The sequence below is a fragment of the Bradyrhizobium sp. UFLA05-112 genome (assembly GCF_053572325.1).
The window spans coordinates 52,723-73,540 of record NZ_JBANBK010000042.1 but is presented as its reverse complement, the minus strand read 5'-3'; the positions used below and the strand labels follow the sequence as shown (position 1 = coordinate 73,540).

The window sequence follows — 20,818 nt, the reverse complement described above, 5'->3', positions numbered from 1 at the left end:
AACCGACATCATGAACCCGAGGGTGGGGGCAGTTCTTCATGACGCAAAGGGGGCAGTTCCGGATGGCGTTTGACACTAAGCAGACGTGAGCCGAGACGGATCGGCTGTAAGGGCGGGCACGTAAACCTTTGTATAGGTCCGTTACCCGTTTGGATGACCGATACTTGCCGAGTTCCAATTGAGCCGCGATCGCGATCGTCTTATCTACAGGGCGTGCGGTAGCGCTCCCGCTATCGCACGCCCTCCTTGGGCGTTTCCTCCCTAGACTTGGGCCGCTTGTGGCAACGCAGGCGGTCTTTCTTTTTGTCTGGGCCTCATCGGCTTCTCGGTCCTTTGGGGAGTGTGAGAACTGCGGGATGCGCGCGACCGCCTCCGTTGAGGAAATCTGGTGCGAGAAAATCCGTCGTTGCAGTTGCGGGGAGAGCTTCGTCAGAAGTCGCTATGGGCTGACAGCTACAAGCGAGTGTCCTGCCCAGCCAATTGCGGTTGCAGCAGCGCCCTTCAGCATCAGAACGTCGAAGCCCAGCATCACGCAGATGGCCCAGTTGAAGCGCATCAAGAAGCGCGGCCAGAATGCCTGAGCACTCGCCCGAGATTGAACTCGACCTTCATGGCACGAACCATCGCGAACAGGCCGCCAGAACTTGGTCGGAAGCGTTCAGCCCGACTTGTTGGAATTTAGGCGCACTCGCAGGCTAAGTCATTGAAATCATTGGAGCGGGTGAAGGGAATCGAACCCTCGTATTCAGCTTGGAAGGCTGCTGCTCTACCATTGAGCTACACCCGCATTGAGGCATCCCCTAACACGCCGCGCCGGGCGCCTCAACCGTCCAGACCCCGCCTTTTGGCGTTGCGAACAGCCGAGCTCCATCGCGCGCCGCCATGTCAGGACGCTGCGGCCCGCACCTCCTCCGCCCTGCCGCGACGGCCGGCCATCTCGGCGGCGAGCAGGAGAGCGGCGCGGCTGGCGCCGGTGGACGCGATCCCCTGGCCCGCGATGTCGTAGGCGGTGCCGTGTGCGGGCGTGCAGATCGGAAACGGAAAGCCCCCGAGGAGGGTTACGCCGCGATCAAAGCCCATGAGCTTCATCGCGATCTGTCCCTGGTCGTGATACATCGTCAGCACCGCATCGAAGGCACCGTTCTTTGCACGCAGAAACACCGTGTCAGCCGGGAACGGCCCCTCGGCGGCGATACCCTCGCGCTGGCCGACTTCGACCGCGGGCGCGATGATGTCGATCTCCTCGCGACCGAAATTGCCGCCGTCGCCGGCATGCGGGTTGAGCCCGGCGACCGCAATGCGCGGCCGCGCAAAGCCGGCGTTGCGCATGCAGCTGTCGGTCAGTTTCAGTGCGCGATGGATGCGCTCAACGGACAATCGCGCCGCGACGTCCTTCAGCGGAATGTGCGAGGTGACCCGCGCGTTCCAGAGCTGGCCCAGCACATTGAACTCGCTCGCCGCGGTCTTGAGCCCGGCGACTTCCGCCGAGAACGCAATCTCGTCGTCATAGTCGGCGCGCGCAAGCCGCATCGCCTGCTTGTTGAACGGGGTGAAGCAGACCGCATCGACGCGGCCATCGCGGCCAAGCTCGAGCGCGTGGCGGTAATTTGCCAGCGCGAACCTGCCCCCGGCAAGGCTCGCAACACCACGTTCGACCTCCGCGGGGGCGAGATGGCCAAAATCGACAAACAGCGCATCGCCCTCCGCCGCGCGAAAATCAGCGCCCTGCTCCACCGTCTTCAGCTCTGGAGTAACGCCGGCGACGCGCGCGCCCTCGTCGAAGATGCGGCGGTCGCCGATCACGACGAGCCGGGCACGGGCGCGGATGTCGTCGAGCGCCGCGAGCCTGGCTGTCAGCTCCGGGCTGATGCCGGCGGGATCTCCCATCGCCAATGCGACAAGCGGCTTTGCGTTCATATGATCACCTTTTCCTGGCTTGTCGTCTCGGCAATGGACGTGGGCTTGCGCCAGAGACGCGTGAGCTGCAGCACGAGCGGAAGCAGCAACAGCGCAATGCCGGCCACCACCAGACACGTCACCAGCCGGTTGGCAAAGAAAATTCCGAGCGAGCCCTTGGACATCAGCATCGACTGCCGGAATGCGTCCTCCGCCTTGTCGCCGATGACGATCGCGAGCACCAATGGTGCCAAGGGATAGAACAGCTTCTTGAAGAGATAGCCGACGATCCCGAAGCCGAGCATCATGACCACGTCGAGATAGGAGTTCGACACCGAATAGGCGCCGACGACGCAGATGATCACGATCAGCGGCGCGATGACGACGAAGGGGATGCGCATCAGGGCGGCAAAGACGGGCACGGTGAGCAGGACGAGCGCGACGGCGACGATGTTGCCGACATACATCGAGGCGATCAGGCCCCAGACGAAATCCTTCTGGTCGACGAACAGCATCGGTCCGGGATTGAGCCCCCAGATCATCAGCCCACCCATCATCACTGCCGCAGTGGCGGAGCCAGGAATGCCGAGCGAGAGCATTGGCAACAATGCGCTGGTGCCCGCCGCATGATCGGCCGTCTCCGGCGAGATGATGCCTTCGACCTCGCCGGTGCCGAAATGCCGGCCGCGGCGTGAGAAGCGCCGGGCGATGCCGTAGCTCATGAAGGACGCCGCCGTCGGCCCGCCCGGCGTGATCCCCATCCAGCATCCGATCGCAGCACTGCGCAGCAAGGCAATGCCATGCCGCGGCAGGCGCGCCACCGCGCGAAACACCTCGCCCCAGTCGATCTTCGAGGAGACCGCGCGGGCATGAACCTCCTCCTCGACGGCGACCAGGAGCTCGCCGATGCCGAACAGGCCCATGACCGCGACGACGAAGCTCACACCCTTGACGAGCTCGTCGACGCCCATGGTGAGGCGCACGCTGCCGGAGACGGTGTCGATGCCGATCGCAGCGATCGCAAAACCGATCGCGAGCGCCACGACGGTCTTGATCGGCGCCGCGCCGCCCATGCCGACGAAGCTCGCAAAGGCGAGGAAATAGACCGCAAAATATTCCGGCGGCCCGAAGGCGAGCGCGACCTGCGCCACCCATGAGGCCAGGAAGGTGATCAGGATGACGCCGACCAGCGCGCCGAACGCGGCCGAGCCGAAGGCGGTGGCGAGTGCCGTCGTCGGCCGTCCGTCGCGTGCCATCGGATAGCCGTCGAAGGTGGTCGCCACCGACGATGGCTCCCCGGGGATGTTGAACAGGATCGAGGTCACGGAGCCGCCGAACAGCGCGCCCCAATACATGCTGGAGAGGAGGATGATCGCCGACACCGGCTGCATGCCGAAGGTCAGCGGCAAGAGCAGCGACACGCCATTCGGCGCACCCAGCCCCGGCAGGACGCCCACGAGAATGCCGAGCAGCACGCCGATCACCATCAGCACCAGATGCGGCACCGTGACCGCGATGGTGAAGCCGTGCAGGAGTTCCTGGAGATTATCCATTGGCTTCTCCGTCAGAACCCGAACGCGGCGGCGAGCGCGCCATGCGGCAGCGTGACCTGGAACATGCGCTCGAACACCACGTAGAGCGCGAGCGCTGTCGCCGCCGCCATGGCGAGCGCACGCGGCACGGATTGATATCTGGGGATCGCGAGCACCGCGAAGATATAGATGGCCGAGGCGAGATACATCCCGAGCAGCGGGATGGCCGCAACGAACATCGCGGCCGGAACGAACAGGCTTGCGAGCCGGCGCAGCTCGGTCGGTGTGATCGCCACGGGAACGCTCGCGAGCGTCACGGCCGGCAATGCGCCACGCACCAGATTGTAGAGGCTGCCAAGAACGATGATGACACCGGTCAGGAACGGAAACGTGCCGGCGTCGACACCCGCGCTCGACCATCCGATGCCGTTGTCGAGGCTGGAGACGACAACCGCCACACCAAAGCTGCCGGTGAGGATGGCGGTCGAAAGTTCAAGAGCGCGGCGCGATATCATCGAGGACTCCAGTCCGATACGAGACATCAGGATTGCAGCTTAGCCTTTTTACTTGATGAGCCAGCCCTGCTCGCTCGCCACCTGCTTGAGGTGCTCGAGGTCCTCCTTGATGAACTTGTCGAAGTCGCCGCCGGTCAGGAACGTGTCGACCTGGGAGGTCTTCTCGATGTAGTCCTTCCATTCCGGCGTCGCCTGCACCTTCTTCATGAGGTCGACATAGAACGCGGTCTGGTCTGGCGTGACCTTGCCAGGCAGCCACACCGTGCGCGGCTGCTCATATTGCTTGATGTCGAGGCCCTGCTCGACGCAGGTCGGAACGTCGCTCCAGCCTTCGGTCGCGGTGATCTTCGGACCCTGCGGCAGCCGCTTCGGGCTGAAGGCGCAGAGCGGGCGCTGCGTTCCGCCGCGCCATTGTCCGAGGCTTTCGCTGGGATTGTTGACGTGGGAATCGATGTGCCCGCCAGCGAGCTGCACGGCGGCCTCGGCGCCACTCTTGAAGGGGATGTAGGTCAGTTTGACGTGACCGGCCTTCTCGATCATGCGGGTCAGCACCTCGTCGGTGTCCTTTGACTGCGCGCCGCCCATCTTGAATTCGCTCGATGCCGCCGCCTTCAGATAGTCGCCCGCGGTCTTGTAGGGCGCGTCCTGCTTGACCCAGAGCAAAAACTCGTCCTGCGCCATCGCCGCAATGGGAGTGAGGTCGGTGTAGTTGAAGGCGACCTTGGAGACGAGCGGCTGCTGCCACGCATTCGACGTGCCGAAAATGACCTTGTAGGGATCGCCTGCGGAGACCTTGCCGTAGACATAGCCCTCGGCACCGCTGCCACCGCCCTTGTTGACGACGACGATCGGCTGCTCCGTCAGCTTGTATTTGGTGATGATGTTCTGCACCGCGCGCGCAAGATTGTCGGTGCCGCCACCCGGCCCGGCCGTGGCGACGAACTCGATCGGCTTCTGCGGTTGCCAGGCCGCAAGTGCCGGCACCGTGCCGGCGAGGATGACCGCGGCTGCGGAAAGCAGAAATGTTGACGTGCTACGCATGATGTCCTCCGATTTTTTGCCTTTTTGGCTGTTGTTCTTGTTTGTCGTATCGACGCCCGGTCAGGCGACTCGTTCCTCGCGCGGTGTGGACGCCGATACGATTGCGCCCTGTTTTTCCAGCGCTTCGATCTGTTGTTCGTCGAACCCGTATTCCGCCAGCACCTCGCGCGTGTGCTCGCCATAGACGGGCGCGCCGGAACGGACCTTGCCGGGCGTCTCCGAGAACTTGACGGGTAGCCCGATGGTCTTCACCGGACCGAGCGTTGAATGCTCGACCTCGACGACCATCTCGCGCGCCAGCGTCTGCGGATCGCTCAGGGCTTCCAGCATGTCGTGCACGGGTCCGCACGGCACACCCTTCTCATCCAGCGCCGCGAGCCAATGCGCCCGCGTCCCGGTGCGGAAGCGTTCGCTCAAAACCTCCTCGAGCTGCTTGAGATGCGCCATGCGGTCGGCACCGGTGACGAAGCGCGGATCGGCGGCGAGCTCGCTCGCGCCCAGCGCCTCCAGCATCAACAGCCAATGCTTCTTGTTGGCGCCGCCGACTACCAGCCAGCCGTCGGAGGCTTCAAAGGCCTGATACGGCGCGTTGAGCGGATGCGCCGAGCCCATCGCGCGCGGCGCGGTGCCCGCGGCCAGCGCAATCGTCGATTGCCAATAGGTCTGCACCAGGGCTGCTTCATAGAGGGAGGTCTCGACCCACTGCCCCTCGCCGGTCTTCAGGCGATGCGTGTAGGCCGCAAGGATCCCCATACTCGCGAGCAGGCCGGCAGTGATATCGGACAGCGGCGGCCCGCATTTCACCGGCGGACCGTCGGGGCGTTCGCCGGTAAAACTCATGATGCCGCTCATCGCCTGCGCGACGAGATCGAAACCGCGACGGTGCTTGTAAGGACCTGTGCGGCCAAAGCCCGAAAGCGAGCAATAGATCAGCGCCGGAAACTCTCTGTGCAGGTCCTCGTAGCCGAAGCCGAGGCGCTCCATGGCGCCCGGCGCGAAATTCTCGACCAGCACGTCGGCGCTCGCGATCAGCCGTCGCAGCACCTCCTTGCCGCCCGCGGTCTTCAGATCCAGCACGATGCCGCGCTTGTTGCGGTTCATCATCAGGAAGGAGGCGGCCTCGTCGCCGATCTTCGGCGGCACCGAATGGCGGGTGTCATCGCCGTTCGGCCATTTCTCGATCTTGATGACGTCGGCGCCCATGTCGGCGAGCATCAGCGTGCAGGTCGGTCCGGCCATGACATGGGTGAGATCGATCACCTTGAGGCCGGCCAGCGGTCCCGTGGCACGAGCGGTGGAGTGCGATTGATCCTTTTTCATCGGCTCGTCCTATTGGCCGCGCCATTGCGGGGCGCGCTTGTTGAGGAAAGCATCGAGCCCTTCGCGAAAATCCTGGCTCGTGTAACACATCAGGATGAGGTCTTCGCCCTCCTCCCGCGTCAGCCGCTTTTGCAAGCGGGCCACCGCCTGCTTCGTCGCGCTCAGCGTCAGCGGCGCGTGGCTGGCGAGCAGGCGCGCGACCTCGTCGGCACGCTTGTCGAGTGCCGTACCATCCTCGACGATTTCGCTGAGCAGACCGAGGCTTGCGGCTTCCGCGGCGTCGACGAGGCGCGCAGTGAAGATCAGATCCTTGACGCGCGCGGCCCCAATGATCGCGGTGAGACGGCTGACGTTGGACATCGACAAGCAATTGCCGAGCGTTCGCGCAATGGGAAATCCGATACGCGCGCTCTTCGTGCCGATGCGCAGATCGCAGGCCGCCGCGATCCCCGCCCCTCCGCCGGTGCAGAAGCCGTTGATCGCCGCGATCGTCGGCACCCGGCATTGCTCGAGCGTGGTGAGCACGCGATCGATCCGGTTCTCGTAATCGAGCGCGTCCTGCGGCGTCCTGAATTCGCGGAATTGATTGATGTCTGTGCCCGAGGCGAAGGCCTTGTCGCCTGCACCGCGCAGCACCAGCACCTTGATGGAATGATCGCTGTTCGCTTCTTCGCAAATCGCGGCTAGCCGCTCATACATGGCGAAGGTGAAGGCGTTGCGGGCCTGTGGGCGGTTGAAAATGATCCGCCCGATGCCGTCCCCACGTTCGAAAACGAGGTGTTCCGCCTCTGCGACTTGGAGGTCCATTTCCTCACATCCCTTTTGTTTTTTACATTTTTGAATGCAAAATATGGGATTTTCAAGCTGGAACTTTGTATATTTAAGTCTATAAACTCACTTTTGCATTCAAAATAGAGCCTTGTCCCATGCTTCATGAGGACGTCGTCAGCCGCATCCGTGCCATCCTGCTCGACGGCGAAATCCCGCCGGGCGCGCGGATACCCGAGCGCGAACTGTGCGAGCGGCTCCAGATCTCGCGCACGCCGCTGCGCGAGGCGCTCAAGGTGCTCGCCGCGGAGGGCCTCGTGCAACTGCTGCCCCATCGCGGCTCGCGAGCGGCCAAGCTGACCGACAAGGATATGCGCGACCTCTTCGAGGTCTGCCAGGGCCTCGAGGCGCTCGCCGGCGAACTCGCCTGCGAGCGCATCACCGAGGACGAGGTCGACGAGATTGGCGCCGCGCAAACGGCGATGGCGCAGCATTATCGCGATGGCGATCTGATCCAGTACTACCGCTGCAATCGCACCATCCACGAAGCCATCGTCACCGCAGCCGGCAATCCCGTGCTCGCAAGTCTCTATAATTCCGTGACGGCACGCATTCGCCGCGCGCGCTACGTCACGCCGATGACGCCGCGGCGCTGGGCACTCGCCGTCAGGGAGCACGAAGCGATCCTCAATGCGCTCCAGCGGCGTGACGGCACGGGCCTCGCCCACATCCTGCGCGCCCACCTGCGCCACAAGCGCGAGGAGGTTTTGCAGGCGGGTTTTGCAGAGACGGACGGCGCGGCCGTCGCCGCCGCGGATGAAGACGACGACTGAGCACGCGACGAGATCATCAGAGCTGGCGATTTATTCCCGGCCAGCGGCAACAATTCCGCCCCTTAACAGCCGCGCGATCTCGACCTATATTGAGTCTCCCGAAACCAACGAAAGGAGGTGATCCAGTGTCTTATCTCAAGCGCTGTCACCTCGCTGGGATCGCCCGCTAGGCTTTGACGTGAAGCCTGGCAACGGGGCGCTCTCAGCCCTGGACCAGCGAGACAACAGATCGGGCGCGACGGGGTTTTCCCCGCCGCGCCTTTTGTTTTTCGCGCACAAGCCGGTCGTCTTGCGCCGGGATCAATGCGGCAGGCCGCCGGTCAGCACTTCGCGGATCATCTGCGACAGCTCCGACTTCCGGTATGGTTTTCTCAGCAGCGCGATACCGGGATCGAGGTGCCCCTCATGCACGATGGCGTCGTCGGTATAGCCTGACGTATAGAGCACCCTCACATCGGGACGGCGCTCGCGGATCGCTTCGGCCAATTCCCGTCCGTTCATGCCGCCGGGCATGATGATGTCGGTGAACAAGAGATCGAACTTGATGCCCTGCCCGACCAGCGCGAGCGCGGCCGCGCCATCGCTGGCAACCAGCGTCCGATAGCCGAGACTGCCAAGCTGGGCGATCACATAGCCCTGCACCAGGGGATCGTCCTCGACCACCAGGATCGTCTCGTGCCCGCGCGGCACGCTGGGCGCGGCCACGGGCCCGGCCTGGCTCGCCATCCGGCCGACGGAGCGCGGCAGAAACAGCTTCACCACCGTGCCGCGACCTTCCTCGCTGTCGATCGCGACCGTGCCGCCGGTCTGCTTGGCGAAGCCGTAGACCATGCTGAGCCCAAGCCCGGTGCCGCGGCCCACGCCCTTGGTGGTGAAGAACGGCTCGAACACGCGGTCGCGGATGTCGGCGGGGATGCCATGGCCGCTATCGGCCACCGCGATCATCACGAACTCGCCGGGCTCCATCTCGCGATCACCGGACTCGCCCACGCCGTCGAGCACGCGATTGGCGGTCTGAAGCGTGAGCTTACCGCCGCCCGGCATGGCGTCGCGCGCGTTGACGGCGAGATTGACGATCGCCGAGGAAAGCTGCGACGGATCGGCCATCGCGAACCACGCATCGTCAGCGAGTTCGGCGTCGATCTCGATGTGCTCGCCGAGGATCGGCTTGAGCAGCCGCGCGGTCTCGACCACGAGGCCGTTGACGTCGATCTCCCGCGGGTCGAGCGGCTGGCGCCGCGCGAAGGTCAGGAGCTGGGAGGTGATCTCGGCGCCGCGCGTCGCCGCGTCGTCGATGAGCTGCGCGATCGCGGCAAGCTGCGGCTTGTCCGCAAGGCCCTCCTGAAGGATCTCGATCGTCCCGGTGATGACCGTCAGCACGTTGTTGAAATCATGCGCGACGCCGCCGGTGAGCTGGCCGATCGCATCCATCTTCTGCGATTGCCGCAGCCGCTCCTCGGTCTCGTGCTGGTCGGTGAGGTCGGTGGTCGAGCCGCGATACCCCAGGAAGCGACCGTCGGCGTCGAACACCGGCCGGCCGTTGACGCTGAAATGCCTGATGCGTCCGGTTGCATCGCGGCCGCGATACTCGAACTTGCGGAACGGCTCGTGGCGTTCCAGCGCAGCCATGTGGTCGCGCCATTTCTGCGGCTCGGTCTCCCGATCGATTGCGCCGTCGGGACGCCGCCTGCCGATCACGAGATCGCGCGCCATCCCGAAGGAGCCGGCGCGATCCGAGATATAAGTGAACACATGATCCGGCCCGGTCTCCCAGAACCAGTCGGAGGCGGTTTCCGCGTAGTCGCGGAAGCGCTGTTCGCTGCGGCGCGCATCACCCTCGGCACGCCGCCGGACCTGGAGATCGTGCTCCAGATTGGTATTGGCGAGCCGCAGATCGCCATAAGCACGCTGCAGACTCGCGCTCATGGCATTGAACGCATCGATCACCTTGTCGAGCTCGTCGACCTCGTGCGTCGGCCCGCGCTCCAGGCGCAGCGGCGGCTGCGGCCGCGCCAGCGTGTATTTGCTGACGAACTCGGCAATGGCGACGAGATGCCGGGTCACCAGCAAATGGAACATGTAGATGATGAAGAGGGAGACGAGGAACGTCTTGGCCGCCTGGCTCGCCAGGATGATCAGGGCCCGGTTCAGCAATTGCCTGTAGACGTCGGTCAGCGTCGCCTCGACATGCAGCGTGCCGATCCTGTGCTTCTCGCCTTGCATGACGTAGTCGATGGGATAGTCGCGGGCCACCACCGCTCGGCCACCGCTTTCGCCGACCGCCACCCGAATCGGTTTCGGACGATCGGCGAATTCGCGGACCTCGACCGCTTGGATGTCCGGCAGTCGCATGATGCCGTTGAGCTGGAGCTCGAGCTGGTTTTTGTCGAGGCTCCAGAGGCTCTCGCCGAGGCTGCCGAGATAGCTGCGGCCGATCTCGTTGAGCCGCGTCTCGATGATGCCCATCTCGCGATCGTAGTCGAGATAGAGCTGAAGCGCGGTCAGGGTCAACGTCACGATCGAGGAGAACAGCAGCACGGCGGACAGCAGGCGCAGGCCGATGCCGCTGCGAAACCACGAGAAGACGCGCGGCAGCGGGGGCCCGATCGGGACCCCTATTCGTACCAGATCCTCATTCGCGGCCGCCGGCGCAATGGCGCGGCCGCGATTGGGATCGTGCTCACCTGCGTTGCCCATGCACCACTCCCCCGAGATGGCGACAATCCTGCGTCGGCCCGTTGCGGCCTGCCGCGGTTCGACAGTTCGGCCTCCCCTGGAAGACCCGCCCCAAGGGCGCAGCCTCCCTGCTAGATCCTGGACGATGATTCGTCTGTGGGGGTCAATTTTTGTGCCCAGCCGCAGGAAGCCTCCGCAAACTAGCACCATGCGTGCTAAAATGTCATCGGTCAAAGTGCGGAGTAGGCCCCGCCTCACTGGTGGCGGATGGCCGTTGTGATTCGCAGGGCCGATCACCATCCGCGGTAGATCGCACCGGGCCATGAATCCAGTGGTAGCAAGGACGAGCGGGAGACGCATCATGTGGCGGATATGTCTTGTTGGCGCATTGCTGCTGTTCGCCCATCCCTCACAGGCACAGTCGGTCATCCGGCTGGCGCGGATCGCCAACATTCCCGATCAGTATGTCGGCGGCGAGATGCTGCGCGTCGTCTATGCGCGGCTGAACATCAAGCTCGAATTCGAGGATGTGCCCGGAAAACGCGCGCTCGCGCTTTCGAGCGCAGGCGAACTCGACGGCGAGATCCAGCGCATCGGCACGCTGTCCAAGGATTACCCGACGCTGCTCCGGGTGACGCCCGCGATCAACTATATCGAGCCGGCGGTCTTCGCCACGAAGCTTCGTTTTGACGTCGCCGGCTGGGATTCGATCAAGGACTACAGCATCGGCATCGTGCGGGGCGTCGGTTCCTCGGAGAACGGCACGCATGGATTTGGCCGCGTCACCGCGACCACGAACCTTGAGAGCCTGATCCAGATGCTGGACGCTGACCGCTTCGACGTGATCGTCACCGATCTGTTCAGCGGGCTCGTCGCCGTGCGCAAGCTCAACCTGCAGGCACGGATCTATCCGCTTTCGCCGCCACTCGAACGTATCGACATCTACCACTATCTGCACGAACGCCACCGCGACCTCGTGCCGAAGGTCGGAAAGGTGATCGAAGAAATGACCGCAAGCGGCGAGCTCGCCAGATTGCGCGAGCGGCTCGTCAAGCAGGTGCTGAGCGAGTCCTGACGGCGGGGGCGGTTAAAATATTTCCAGATCGAGGATTGTCGGATTCATCGGCCGTCATCCGTCCTTGAACCGGCAAAGGCGGAAAACAAGCGAGGTGACGATGCTCTACGCCATCCTGGCCTATCACGTGGAAAGCGAGGTCATGTCCTGGACGAAAGACGAGGACGCCGCCGTCATGAAGGGGCTTCGCGAGGTCCAAGAACCCTTGAAAGCCAGGGGACATTTCGGACCCGCGGCACGGCTCGACCAGACCGGGAAGGCCCGCACGCTGCGCGGCCCCGGCGTGGGCAGGGTGCTGGACGGACCTTTTGCCGAAACCAAGGAACAACTGCTCGGTTTCTACATCATGGAGTTTTCGGACGAGGCCGGCGCGATCGCCGCCGCGCGGGAACTGCGCAGGGTCAATCCGAGCGCGGTCTACGAAATCCGCCCGATCAAGCTTTTCCTTCCGGCCGATGGGTTTGGCACGACAGCGGCCGAGGGATGACGTCCTCAAGCGCTTCTGGCCGGATTCCCCTTCACGAACCGGCGCATCAATAACGCTCCGAAGGCGAGAAACCAGACGAATTGCGCATATTCCGGCGCGACCACTGCCACGAGCGTGCCCGGCACGAACACCAGCACTGGAAAGATCGCGCCGGCAATCTCGTGACGGTGGCCGGCACGGGACGCAAGCCACCAGAGCCAGGCATTGAGGCTCGCGATCGCGGTCAGATGCAGGCCATAGAGCACCGCAACGGCACTGCTCAGCCGGTAACTGCCATAGAGTCCGTTGGTGACCGGCAGCAGGATGATCGAGAGCAGGAAGACGAGATTGAGCAGCACCACACCTCGGCCGGCCTCGGGCTGGCGCGCAAGGCGACGATGATGACTGATCCAGAACACGCCGGCGACGACGAAGGTCAGGATCAGGCCCGCCACGCGTCCGGAATAGAGATGGTCGAGATCGCTCCAGGTCGGCGCCGTCTTGAGCTCGTCGGCCTTGGGCAGGCTATAGGCGAGCAGAGTCATGGCGACACCGAAAATGGTGTTGCTGAGCGACTCCAGCCGGCGCATCTCGAACTGGTCGGTATCTTGGTCGGTCATTTAGGGGGCACGAGGCTGGAACCAAGGTCGAGCTTCTCCCCTAGATCCTAAATCGCGCCCCGTCCAGCCGCATTGCGGATCGCGGCCGGATCGCGGAATCTGCGGCTTTCACCGGGGCGATTCGTGGCGACTACGACATATCTGGACACGCTGAATGCCGAGCAGCGCCGCGCCGTCGAGCATGGCGTGGCTGATGGCAGCACCATCGGCGGCCCCCTCCTCGTCATTGCCGGAGCCGGCTCCGGCAAGACCAACACGCTCGCCCACCGGGTCGCGCATTTGATCGTCGCGGGCGCCGACCCGCGCCGGATCCTGCTGATGACGTTTTCGCGCCGCGCGGCCGCCGAGATGGCCGCCCGCGTGGAGCGGATCGCCAGAAAAGTGCTCGGCGAGAACAACGCCGCGATCATGCGCGATGCCTTGAGCTGGGCCGGCACCTTCCACGGCATCGGCGCGCGGCTCTTGCGCGAATATGCCGAGCGGATCGGCGTCGATCCGGCCTTCACCATCCACGACCGCGAAGATTCAGCAGACCTGATGAATCTGGTGCGGCATGACTGCGGATTGTCGCGAACCGAAACCCGCTTTCCAGCGAAGGGCACCTGCCTGTCGATCTATTCCCGCTGCGTCAATGCCGAGCTGGAGATCGAAAAGGTGCTCGGCCAGCATTATCCCTGGTGCGCGGGCTGGTCTTCGGAGCTGAAGCGGCTGTTTGCGGCCTATGTCGAGGCCAAGCAGGCGCAGCACGTGCTCGACTATGACGACCTCCTGCTCTATTGGGCGCAGATGATGAGCGACGCTGGCATCGCCGAGGAGATCGGCGGCCGCTTCGATCAAGTACTGGTCGACGAATATCAGGACACCAACCGGTTGCAATCGACCATCCTGCTGGCACTGAAGCCGGAGGGCCGAGGCCTCACCGTAGTCGGCGACGATGCGCAGTCGATCTATTCGTTCCGCGCCGCCACCGTGCGCAACATCCTCGAGTTCCCGCAAAGCTTTTCGCCGCGCGCCGAGATCATCACGCTGGACCGCAACTATCGCTCGACGCAAGCAGTGCTGGCGGCCGCCAATGGCGTGATCGGCCTTGCACGGGAGCGCTTCACCAAGAATCTCTGGACCGACCGCACCTCTTCGCACAAGCCGCAGCTCGTCGCCGTGCGCGACGAGGCCGAGCAGGCGCGCTACATCGTCGAGCAGGTCCTGGCCAATCGCGAGCAGGGCTCGCTGCTCAAGCACCAGGCGGTGCTGTTCCGCACCTCCTCGCATTCGGGTCCGCTGGAAATCGAGTTGACCCGCCGCAACATCCCCTTCGTCAAGTTCGGCGGGCTGAAATTCCTCGACGCCGCGCATGTCAAGGACATGCTGGCGCTGCTGCGCTTCATCGAGAACCCGCGCGACCGCGTCGCCGGCTTTCGCATCCTGCATCTCTTGCCCGGCGTTGGACCTGCAACGGCGCAGCGCGTGCTCGACCACATGGCGGAGAGTCCCTCGCCGCTTGCCGCACTCACAAAACTTCCCGCACCGCCGCGCACCGGCGACGACTGGACCACCTTCATTCGCACGGTCGAGAATCTCAGCTATTCGGAATGGCCCGCCGACCTCGAGCGTGCGCGCCTCTGGTACGAGCCGCATCTCGACCGCATCCATGAGGATGCCGAGACGCGCCGCGCCGATCTCATGCAGCTCGAGCAGATCGCAAGCGGCTATATTTCGCGCGAAAAATTCCTCACCGAGCTCACGCTCGATCCGCCGGATGCGACATCCGATCAGGCCGGCGTTCCCCTGCTCGACGAGGACTATTTGATCCTCTCCACCATCCATTCCGCCAAGGGCCAGGAGTGGAAGTCGGTGTTCCTGCTCAACGTGGTCGACGGCTGCATGCCGTCCGATCTCGGCGCTGGCACCAGCGCCGAGCTCGAGGAGGAGCGCCGCCTGCTCTACGTCGCGATGACCCGCGCCAAGGACGACTTGCATTTGATCGTGCCGCAGCGTTTCTTCACGCACGGTCAGGCCGCTTCGGGCGATCGCCACGTCTACGCCTCGCGCACCCGTTTCATTCCGGAAGCGCTCGTTCCTCTGTTCGAGCGGACGGCCTGGCCGAAGACGCAAGCCGGCACGGCGCGGACCGCGGCGCAGGGGCCGAAGATCGATATCGGAGCCAGGATGCGGGGCATGTGGCGCTAGCGCTGGCCGCGCGTCCGAAGCCTGAGGAATTCCAAGGGAGCATGGAGATGACGACAGCAGGCAAGAACGCAATCAAGGCAGAGCTCGATGCGCTGCGGAAGCTCGCACGCGAGGTAATCCAGACGTCGAAAGGCAAGAGACCCCTTCCCGTCAAGGACCAGCGCACCCTGCGCCAGCAGCAGAAGCGTGCGGTCGAGGCCATCGTCGCCGAAATCAAGGAGCTGAAGCAGCTGAAGCGCCGCGTTCTCCAGGCGCGCGCCCCCGAGGCGATGGCGGAAAAATTCGGGCCTTGATGCGAGCTGCAGCGGCCATCAACAGGCATCGCCCGGTCGCGAAACGGAAACCATGGATTTCCTGAAGCGGTATTGTGACGGGCAAGCCGACGACTAGATCTGCAGCTGCCTTCGCTATTGTTTGAGCATGATCCTTTCGGAAAACCACTTCACGCTTTTCCGGATCATGCTCGAGAGACCTGATCAATGACCGCATCGCTCGAATTCGGACTGGATACCTTTGGCGACGTCACCAAGGACGCTGGCGGCATGCCGCTGCCGCATGCGCAGGTGATCCGTAACGTCGTCGAGGAGGCCGTGCTGGCGGACGAGCTCGGCATCGACTTCATCGGGCTCGGCGAGCATCACCGTGCCGATTTCGCGATCTCCTCGCCGGAAGTCGCGCTCGCCGCGATCGCGGCCCGCACCAAACGCATCCATCTGGGCTCCGCGGTGACGGTGCTCTCCTCGGATGACCCCATCCGCGTCTTCCAGCGCTTTGCGACGCTGGACGCGCTTTCGAACGGTCGCGCCGAGGTGATCCTCGGGCGCGGCTCGTTCACGGAATCCTTCCCGCTGTTTGGCTTCGACCTGCGCCGTTACGAGGAGCTGTTCGAGGAAAAGCTCGACCTGTTCGCCGCACTCCTGTCCCAGAAGCCGGTGACCTGGGACGGCAAGCTGCGTCCGCCGCTGAAGAACCAGCTCGTCTATCCGCCGGTCGAGCACGGCGAGCTCAAAACCTGGATCGGCGTCGGCGGCAGCCCGGAATCGGTGGTGCGCGCCGCGCATTACGATCTGCCCTTGATGCTCGCAATCATCGGCGGCGATCCCAGGCGCTTTGCGTCCTATGTCGAGCTCTATCACCGCGCCTACAAGGAATTCGGCCGCGCGGTGAAGCCGATCGGCGTGCATTCGCCCGGCTATGTCGCAGAGACCGATGCGCTGGCGCGCGAGGAGCTGTGGGCCGACTACAAGACCATGCGCGACCGCATCGGGAAGGAGCGCGGCTGGCCGCCGATGGGCCGCGACGAGTTCGTGCACGAGGCCGATCACGGCTCGCTCTATGTCGGCTCGCCCGAGACGGTCGCGCGCAAGATCGCCGCGACCGCGAAGGCGCTCGGCATCTCGCGCTTCCAGCTCAAATATTCCGCAGGGCCCTTGCCCCACGAGAAGCTTATGCGCAGCATCGAGCTCTATGGCAGCAAGGTGATCCCGATGGTCAAGGAGATCATGGGCTGAGGTTTAGCCTTAGCCCTTGAGCGCGGTGACGACGACCTCGATCAGCGCGCTGCCGCCGAGATCAGCGACGCCGACGGTCGCGCGTGCCGGCAGATTGTCACCGAAGAACTCGGTCCAGACCGCGTCCATCTCCTTCTTCTTCGACAGATCGGTCACGAAGATCGAGGCGCTGACGATGCGGGAGGCATCGCTGCCCACCTCCTTCAGATAGCCTGCGATCTTGCCGAGGATGTTGCGGGTCTGCTCGCCCATCGAGACAGAGGTGTCGTCGGCGATCGTGCCGCCGACGAACACGAAGCCATTGGCCTCGACAGTGCGGTGCATGATGGGCGTGCGGATGCTGCGCGTGATGGTCATGATGTCCTCTTGTTGGTTCTAAGAGCTGAAGGAACGAAAGCGGTCGATGGCGAGATCGCCGATCCGGGTCTGGGTGCCGCCGTTCACGATCAACTCCGCCATGACTGCGCCAGCGCCGGGGCCGAGTTGGAAGCCGTGCAGCGAGAAGCCGAACTGATGGAACAGACCGGCATGGCGGGCGCTCGGGCCCAGCACGGGCAGATCATCCTTTGTCTTCGCTTCGATGCCGGCCCAGGCGCGCATGATGGTGGCATCCCGCATCACCGGAAACAGCTCGAATACGGTGCGGGCGCTGATGGCGAGGCTCGGCCAGTCCAGCACCGTTTCGTTGCGGTCCTGGTCCGGCGTTGCCAGATGTCCACCGCCGATCAACACGGTGCCGTTCTTGAACTGCTTGAAGGACAGTTTGCGGCCGCGCAGGATCACCACGGGGTCGATGAAGTGCGGCACGCGCGAGGTGATCATCAGCATCGGCGCCACGGTCTCGACCGGCACCGGCTCGCCGAGCGCGGCGGCGATACGCCCTGCCCACGCGCCGGCGGCGTTGACCAGAACCGGCGCGGCATAGGTTTCAGCGCCGACATCGACGCGCCAGAGCCCATCCTCGCGGCGGACGTTGCTTGCGGCCACGCCCTCGCGCACGGTTGCGCCGAGCTGCTCCGCCTTGCGCCGAAACGCCGTCGTGGTCTGGGCGGGATTGGCCGCGCCGTCGCGGCGCGAGACCACACCGCCGGGGCAGGTGTCGGCGACGGCAGGCACCAGCCGTCGCAGCTCGGCGCCGTCGATCAGCTCCTCGTGGGTGAAGCCGAGCGCGTTCAACTCGGCGACACGCGCGCGGCATGCCGCAAGCTCGGTCTCGTTCTCCGCGACCAGAACCTGGCCATGGCTCTCGAAGCTGCAATCGTCGTCGAGCAGCTCTTCGATCCGCTCCCAGATCCCCATCGAGCGAATCGAGAGCGGGATCTCGGCGACGCGGCGCGCGAGCTGGCGCACGCCGCCGGCATTGACGCCGGACGCGTGACGGCCGGCATAATCCTTCTCGATCAGCACCGGCTTCATGCCGGCCAGCGTCAGGTGCAGCGCCGTCGAGCATCCGTGGATGCCGCCACCCACGATGATGGCATCCGCAAGCTTCGTCATCCGCGCACCACCGCCTTTATGTCATCGTCGGTCTTCGGCATCGCCGCAAGCTCGGCGAGCGTGATCGGCTTCACCGGCGCGCGCAGCCGATAGTAACCGATCTCCTGCGCCGTCTTGCCGCGCGCCTCCGCCATCAGCTCGGTGACGGTGAGGCCGCACAGGCGACCCTGGCACGGCCCCATGCCGGTGCGGCGATAGGCCTTGAGCTGGTTCGGCCCCGTCGCGCCGATCGCGACGGCATCGACGATGTCCTTGGCGGTCACCTCCTCGCAGCGGCAGACGATGGTGTCGCCTGCGGGAATGCGGAATTGCCGCGCGGGACGGAACAGCGTGTCGAGGAAGACGCGACCGCGCTCGGCTTTGGCCAGATCGGCACGCAGCGCGGCCATCGACGAGAGCTTCGCGGCGGCTGCAGGCGCAAGCGCCTCGACTGCAGCCCGTGCAGCGATGCGGCCGCGAACCACCGCGGCGTTTGCGCCGCCAATACCGGCGCCGTCACCGGCGATCGCGATGCCTTCGATCGAGGTGCCGCCATTGGCATCGAGCATCGGCGACCAGCAGAGTTGCAGGTCATCCCAGCGATGTTCAACGCCCGCCGCCATCGCGAGATTGACGTTGGGCACGACGCCCTGATGCAGGAGAAGAAGGTCCGCTGGGATCGTCTCGCGACGGCTGCCTGCGACATGGCTTACGCTGGCAAGCCGACCCTCGCCGGCCGCGGCAAGCTCGGTGACCCCAGTCACCACCTGTACCTCGGCCTTCACCTCGCGCATCATCGCAAGGCCCTTCGCAAAGTAAGGCGACGTCAGGAAGCTGAAGGCGTGAGGCAGCGCGGCCAGGTAGTTCTTGCGTTCGGTCGTATCGAGAATGCGATCGATACGACCGCCAAGGCGCAGGATCTGCGCTGCGAGCAACCACAGCAGTGGCCCCTGCCCCGCGATCACCGTGCGGCAATCAGGCACCAGCGCCGACGACTTCAGCATGGTCTGTGCGGCGCCCGCGGTCATCACGCCCGGCAGTGTCCAGCCCGGAATCGGAAACGGCCGCTCCAGCGCGCCGGTCGCAAGGATGACGCGCCGCGCCTTGACGAAGGTGGATGCGCCGCCGACAGAAATCCCGATCTCGCGATGACGATCGAGACTCCACACGGTTGCGCGATGGATAATCTCGGCCTTGCTGGACCGCACCTCGCCAACGAGTTCGGCACCTGCCCAATAATCGGCGCCGAGCTGGTCGCGCGCTGTCACGGGCGTCGACGCGATGGCGCGCCAGACCTGGCCGCCAGGGCCCGGGTTCTCGTCGAGTAGCAGCGTCGACAGGCCTGCTGCCGACGCGGTCGCGGTCGCAGCAAGACCGGCCGGCCCTGCCCCGATGACGACGACATCGTAAGCGTCGCGCTGAGGCGTCGTGTTCATCGGCCGACCTCCCTTTTGCCCTTCTGAATTTCGATCTGCATGCCGGCGGCGACCGGCACCAGGCAGCCCTGGCGATTGCCGACGCCATCGATGGTGACGAGGCAGTCGAAGCACACGCCCATCATGCAATAGGGCAGCCGCGGCGCACCGCTCACCGCGGTCGCGCGGCGCACGTCACGCCCCGAGACGAGCAGCGCGGCGGATACGGTATCGCCCTCGCGCGCCTCGACGGCAACGCCGTCGACGAAGATCTGCAACGATGGACGCTTGTCCTGATCGGATCGTCTGAACATTGGATGCCTCTTGGCTCCTTCTCTGAAGTCGCTAGTAGCCACTGTCGTTCGTTGCGCCCTCGCCTCCGAAGCGGCACGCTGAGAACGCGCCGACCAGCTCCGGCTCGAGCGCGCCGCCTGCGACCATGCGGGCAAGCTCGAAGGCGTGGTTGGAGGCGAGCGTCACGCCGGAATGACAGCAGGCGACGAACGCGCCGGGATGAGTTTCCGACTGGTCGTAGATTGGAAAGCCGTCCTGCGGCATGACTCGGATGCCGGCCCAGCTCCTGACGACGTTGAGCCGCGCCAGATGCGGGAACATCCGCTGCGCGCGGTCCGCCATCACGGAGCTGATCGAATGTCTCAGCGCGCGATCGTCGAGCTCGTCTTCCTTGCTGTCGCCGATCATGACAGTGCCCTCGTCTGTCTGGCGGATGGTCGTCAGCGGATGCGGCAGGAACGGCACGGTGCGCTCGGTCACCACGATCTGGCCGCGCGTCGGCCCCATCGGCGCGAAGAGGCCGACCATCGGCGCCAGCGTCTGGTTGGCATTGCCCGCGGCAAGCACGATCTTGTGGGCGCGGATTTCGCCTTGCGGCGTTGTCAGGCCGAATTCGCCGCCGCTCTTCGTGATCGCCGAGACCGGGCGCTCCGGAAAATAGTCGATACCGAACGCCTTGAAGCCGGTATGGAACGCGCGAAAAGTACGGAGCGAATTGACGTGACCGTCGAACGGACAGAAGCTGCCGCCCGACACCTCCGGGCCGATCAGCGGCAGCATCTTCTTCACCTCTGAGGCCGGCAGCATCTCCATCCTGTAATCGGCCGCGCCAACCTGGTTGTGCATGCGCGTGACGAGCTGGGTGCGCTGCTCGTACTCGTCCTCGCCGAGCGTCAGATGAAAGCCGCCATACTGTTGGAGGCAGACGTCAAGGCCGGTCTGATCCTTCAATTCGGCGGCAAGCATTGGCCAGGCCCGCGCCGCGCGCACCGTCCACACGGTATAGGCGGGCATGCCGAGCCCTTTGCTCTGCACCCACACCAGCGCAAAGTTCGCGCGCGAGGCGCGCTTGGCGATGTCGCCCTCGTCGAGCACGGCGACGCTCTTGCCGAGCCGGCCGAGCCCCCAGGCAATGGCGGAGCCGAGCAGTCCGCCGCCAACGACGGCGACGTCATATTCCCTGTGCATGCGTT

Annotated in this window: 20 protein-coding genes and 1 tRNA gene; 7 read left to right on the top strand and 14 right to left on the bottom strand. The window is 64.7% G+C overall.

The annotated features are described in order from the left end of the window. The first annotated feature begins 356 nt into the window (after positions 1-356). Positions 357-581, top strand: a complete 225-nt coding sequence (locus SO180_RS23735; RefSeq protein ID WP_449381254.1) for a hypothetical protein — start codon at positions 357-359, stop codon at positions 579-581. Between the two features lie 132 nt (positions 582-713). Here the strand turns inward: SO180_RS23735 and SO180_RS23730 are convergent. From SO180_RS23730 to SO180_RS23700, 7 genes are all read right to left on the bottom strand, one after another. Then, a tRNA-Gly gene (locus SO180_RS23730) sits at positions 714-787 on the bottom strand. Positions 788-885: 98 nt separating this feature from the next. Then, positions 886-1,917 carry a 4-hydroxythreonine-4-phosphate dehydrogenase PdxA gene (locus SO180_RS23725; protein ID WP_449381253.1) on the bottom strand — a complete coding sequence of 344 codons (1,032 nt, stop codon included), beginning with the start codon at positions 1,915-1,917 and terminating at the stop codon, positions 886-888. After that, positions 1,914-3,449, bottom strand: coding sequence for a tripartite tricarboxylate transporter permease (locus tag SO180_RS23720; RefSeq protein WP_449381252.1), 1,536 nt, complete (start codon positions 3,447-3,449; stop codon positions 1,914-1,916). The genes SO180_RS23725 and SO180_RS23720 overlap by 4 nt, the downstream gene beginning before the upstream one ends. Before the next feature lie 11 nt (positions 3,450-3,460). Further along, positions 3,461-3,943, bottom strand: a complete 483-nt coding sequence (locus SO180_RS23715) for a tripartite tricarboxylate transporter TctB family protein (RefSeq protein WP_449381251.1) — start codon at positions 3,941-3,943, stop codon at positions 3,461-3,463. A gap of 48 nt (positions 3,944-3,991) precedes the next feature. After that, positions 3,992-4,984, bottom strand: coding sequence for a Bug family tripartite tricarboxylate transporter substrate binding protein (locus SO180_RS23710; protein WP_449381250.1), 993 nt, complete (start codon positions 4,982-4,984; stop codon positions 3,992-3,994). 60 nt (positions 4,985-5,044) lie between these two features. Beyond that, positions 5,045-6,304: a CaiB/BaiF CoA transferase family protein gene (locus SO180_RS23705; protein WP_449381249.1), complete on the bottom strand. Its 1,260-nt coding sequence runs from the start codon at positions 6,302-6,304 to the stop codon at positions 5,045-5,047. A 9-nt stretch (positions 6,305-6,313) separates the two neighbouring features. Beyond that, entirely contained in the window at positions 6,314-7,111 is a 798-nt protein-coding gene (locus tag SO180_RS23700; protein WP_449381248.1) for an enoyl-CoA hydratase/isomerase family protein, read from the bottom strand. Positions 7,112-7,230: 119 nt separating this feature from the next. Between SO180_RS23700 and SO180_RS23695 the strand changes: the two genes are divergently transcribed. Continuing rightward, on the top strand, positions 7,231-7,905 hold the full coding sequence (locus SO180_RS23695; RefSeq protein ID WP_449381247.1) for a GntR family transcriptional regulator: 675 nt from the start codon (positions 7,231-7,233) through the stop codon (positions 7,903-7,905). A 300-nt stretch (positions 7,906-8,205) separates the two neighbouring features. On the opposite strand, the gene SO180_RS23690 is transcribed toward SO180_RS23695, so the two are convergent. Next, entirely contained in the window at positions 8,206-10,602 is a 2,397-nt protein-coding gene (locus SO180_RS23690; protein WP_449381246.1) for an ATP-binding protein, read from the bottom strand. Positions 10,603-10,942: 340 nt separating this feature from the next. On the opposite strand from SO180_RS23690, the gene SO180_RS23685 reads away from it, so the two are divergent. Both SO180_RS23685 and SO180_RS23680 read left to right on the top strand, forming a co-directional pair. Continuing rightward, a complete protein-coding gene (locus SO180_RS23685; protein WP_449381245.1) occupies positions 10,943-11,656 on the top strand; it encodes a substrate-binding periplasmic protein in 714 nt (237 codons plus the stop codon). A 100-nt stretch (positions 11,657-11,756) separates the two neighbouring features. Then, a complete protein-coding gene (locus SO180_RS23680; protein ID WP_449381244.1) occupies positions 11,757-12,143 on the top strand; it encodes a YciI family protein in 387 nt (128 codons plus the stop codon). Between the two features lie 5 nt (positions 12,144-12,148). Here the strand turns inward: SO180_RS23680 and SO180_RS23675 are convergent, their stop codons facing one another. Next, the gene (locus SO180_RS23675) at positions 12,149-12,742 is read right to left on the bottom strand and encodes a TMEM175 family protein (protein WP_449381243.1); all 594 of its coding nucleotides are present in this window, start codon (positions 12,740-12,742) and stop codon (positions 12,149-12,151) included. Between the two features lie 123 nt (positions 12,743-12,865). Here SO180_RS23675 and SO180_RS23670 point away from each other — a divergent pair, with 123 nt between their 5' ends. The 3 genes from SO180_RS23670 (at position 12,866) to SO180_RS23660 (ending at position 16,440) form a co-directional block, all read left to right on the top strand. Next, entirely contained in the window at positions 12,866-14,929 is a 2,064-nt protein-coding gene (locus tag SO180_RS23670; RefSeq protein ID WP_449381242.1) for an ATP-dependent helicase, read from the top strand. A 47-nt stretch (positions 14,930-14,976) separates the two neighbouring features. After that, on the top strand, positions 14,977-15,222 hold the full coding sequence (locus tag SO180_RS23665; protein ID WP_449381241.1) for a hypothetical protein: 246 nt from the start codon (positions 14,977-14,979) through the stop codon (positions 15,220-15,222). Between the two features lie 186 nt (positions 15,223-15,408). Continuing rightward, positions 15,409-16,440, top strand: a complete 1,032-nt coding sequence (locus SO180_RS23660; protein WP_449381240.1) for an LLM class flavin-dependent oxidoreductase — start codon at positions 15,409-15,411, stop codon at positions 16,438-16,440. A gap of 9 nt (positions 16,441-16,449) precedes the next feature. Here the strand turns inward: SO180_RS23660 and SO180_RS23655 are convergent, their stop codons facing one another. The 5 genes from SO180_RS23655 to SO180_RS23635 are packed head-to-tail and all read right to left on the bottom strand — an operon-like array spanning position 16,450 to position 20,813. Then, positions 16,450-16,797, bottom strand: a complete 348-nt coding sequence (locus SO180_RS23655; protein ID WP_449381239.1) for a RidA family protein — start codon at positions 16,795-16,797, stop codon at positions 16,450-16,452. Positions 16,798-16,815: 18 nt separating this feature from the next. After that, on the bottom strand, positions 16,816-17,937 hold the full coding sequence (locus SO180_RS23650) for an NAD(P)/FAD-dependent oxidoreductase (protein WP_449381238.1): 1,122 nt from the start codon (positions 17,935-17,937) through the stop codon (positions 16,816-16,818). Next, a complete protein-coding gene (locus tag SO180_RS23645; RefSeq protein ID WP_449381237.1) occupies positions 17,934-19,352 on the bottom strand; it encodes an FAD/NAD(P)-dependent oxidoreductase in 1,419 nt (472 codons plus the stop codon). Before SO180_RS23645 ends, SO180_RS23650 begins: the two co-directional genes overlap by 4 nt. Continuing rightward, positions 19,349-19,645, bottom strand: a complete 297-nt coding sequence (locus SO180_RS23640) for a (2Fe-2S)-binding protein (protein ID WP_449381236.1) — start codon at positions 19,643-19,645, stop codon at positions 19,349-19,351. Before SO180_RS23640 ends, SO180_RS23645 begins: the two co-directional genes overlap by 4 nt. Positions 19,646-19,676: 31 nt before the next feature. After that, the gene (locus tag SO180_RS23635) at positions 19,677-20,813 is read right to left on the bottom strand and encodes an NAD(P)/FAD-dependent oxidoreductase (protein WP_449381235.1); all 1,137 of its coding nucleotides are present in this window, start codon (positions 20,811-20,813) and stop codon (positions 19,677-19,679) included. Positions 20,814-20,818 lie beyond the last annotated feature (5 nt).

What these genes read in the sequence shown, in the direction of transcription:
- SO180_RS23685 (WP_449381245.1), top strand. Translation starts at nt 10,943, where the DNA reads ATGTGGCGGATATGTCTTGTTGGCGCATTGCTGCTGTTCGCCCATCCC.
- SO180_RS23735 (WP_449381254.1), top strand. Translation starts at nt 357, where the DNA reads ATGCGCGCGACCGCCTCCGTTGAGGAAATCTGGTGCGAGAAAATCCGT.
- SO180_RS23705 (WP_449381249.1), bottom strand. Translation starts at nt 6,304, where the DNA reads ATGAAAAAGGATCAATCGCACTCCACCGCTCGTGCCACGGGACCGCTG.
- SO180_RS23655 (WP_449381239.1), bottom strand. Translation starts at nt 16,797, where the DNA reads ATGACCATCACGCGCAGCATCCGCACGCCCATCATGCACCGCACTGTC.
- SO180_RS23660 (WP_449381240.1), top strand. Translation starts at nt 15,409, where the DNA reads ATGACCGCATCGCTCGAATTCGGACTGGATACCTTTGGCGACGTCACC.
- SO180_RS23690 (WP_449381246.1), bottom strand. Translation starts at nt 10,602, where the DNA reads ATGGGCAACGCAGGTGAGCACGATCCCAATCGCGGCCGCGCCATTGCG.
- SO180_RS23665 (WP_449381241.1), top strand. Translation starts at nt 14,977, where the DNA reads ATGACGACAGCAGGCAAGAACGCAATCAAGGCAGAGCTCGATGCGCTG.
- SO180_RS23680 (WP_449381244.1), top strand. Translation starts at nt 11,757, where the DNA reads ATGCTCTACGCCATCCTGGCCTATCACGTGGAAAGCGAGGTCATGTCC.
- SO180_RS23650 (WP_449381238.1), bottom strand. Translation starts at nt 17,937, where the DNA reads ATGACGAAGCTTGCGGATGCCATCATCGTGGGTGGCGGCATCCACGGA.
- SO180_RS23675 (WP_449381243.1), bottom strand. Translation starts at nt 12,742, where the DNA reads ATGACCGACCAAGATACCGACCAGTTCGAGATGCGCCGGCTGGAGTCG.
- SO180_RS23720 (WP_449381252.1), bottom strand. Translation starts at nt 3,449, where the DNA reads ATGGATAATCTCCAGGAACTCCTGCACGGCTTCACCATCGCGGTCACG.
- SO180_RS23715 (WP_449381251.1), bottom strand. Translation starts at nt 3,943, where the DNA reads ATGATATCGCGCCGCGCTCTTGAACTTTCGACCGCCATCCTCACCGGC.
- SO180_RS23710 (WP_449381250.1), bottom strand. Translation starts at nt 4,984, where the DNA reads ATGCGTAGCACGTCAACATTTCTGCTTTCCGCAGCCGCGGTCATCCTC.
- SO180_RS23635 (WP_449381235.1), bottom strand. Translation starts at nt 20,813, where the DNA reads ATGCACAGGGAATATGACGTCGCCGTCGTTGGCGGCGGACTGCTCGGC.
- SO180_RS23695 (WP_449381247.1), top strand. Translation starts at nt 7,231, where the DNA reads ATGCTTCATGAGGACGTCGTCAGCCGCATCCGTGCCATCCTGCTCGAC.
- SO180_RS23645 (WP_449381237.1), bottom strand. Translation starts at nt 19,352, where the DNA reads ATGAACACGACGCCTCAGCGCGACGCTTACGATGTCGTCGTCATCGGG.
- SO180_RS23700 (WP_449381248.1), bottom strand. Translation starts at nt 7,111, where the DNA reads ATGGACCTCCAAGTCGCAGAGGCGGAACACCTCGTTTTCGAACGTGGG.
- SO180_RS23640 (WP_449381236.1), bottom strand. Translation starts at nt 19,645, where the DNA reads ATGTTCAGACGATCCGATCAGGACAAGCGTCCATCGTTGCAGATCTTC.
- SO180_RS23725 (WP_449381253.1), bottom strand. Translation starts at nt 1,917, where the DNA reads ATGAACGCAAAGCCGCTTGTCGCATTGGCGATGGGAGATCCCGCCGGC.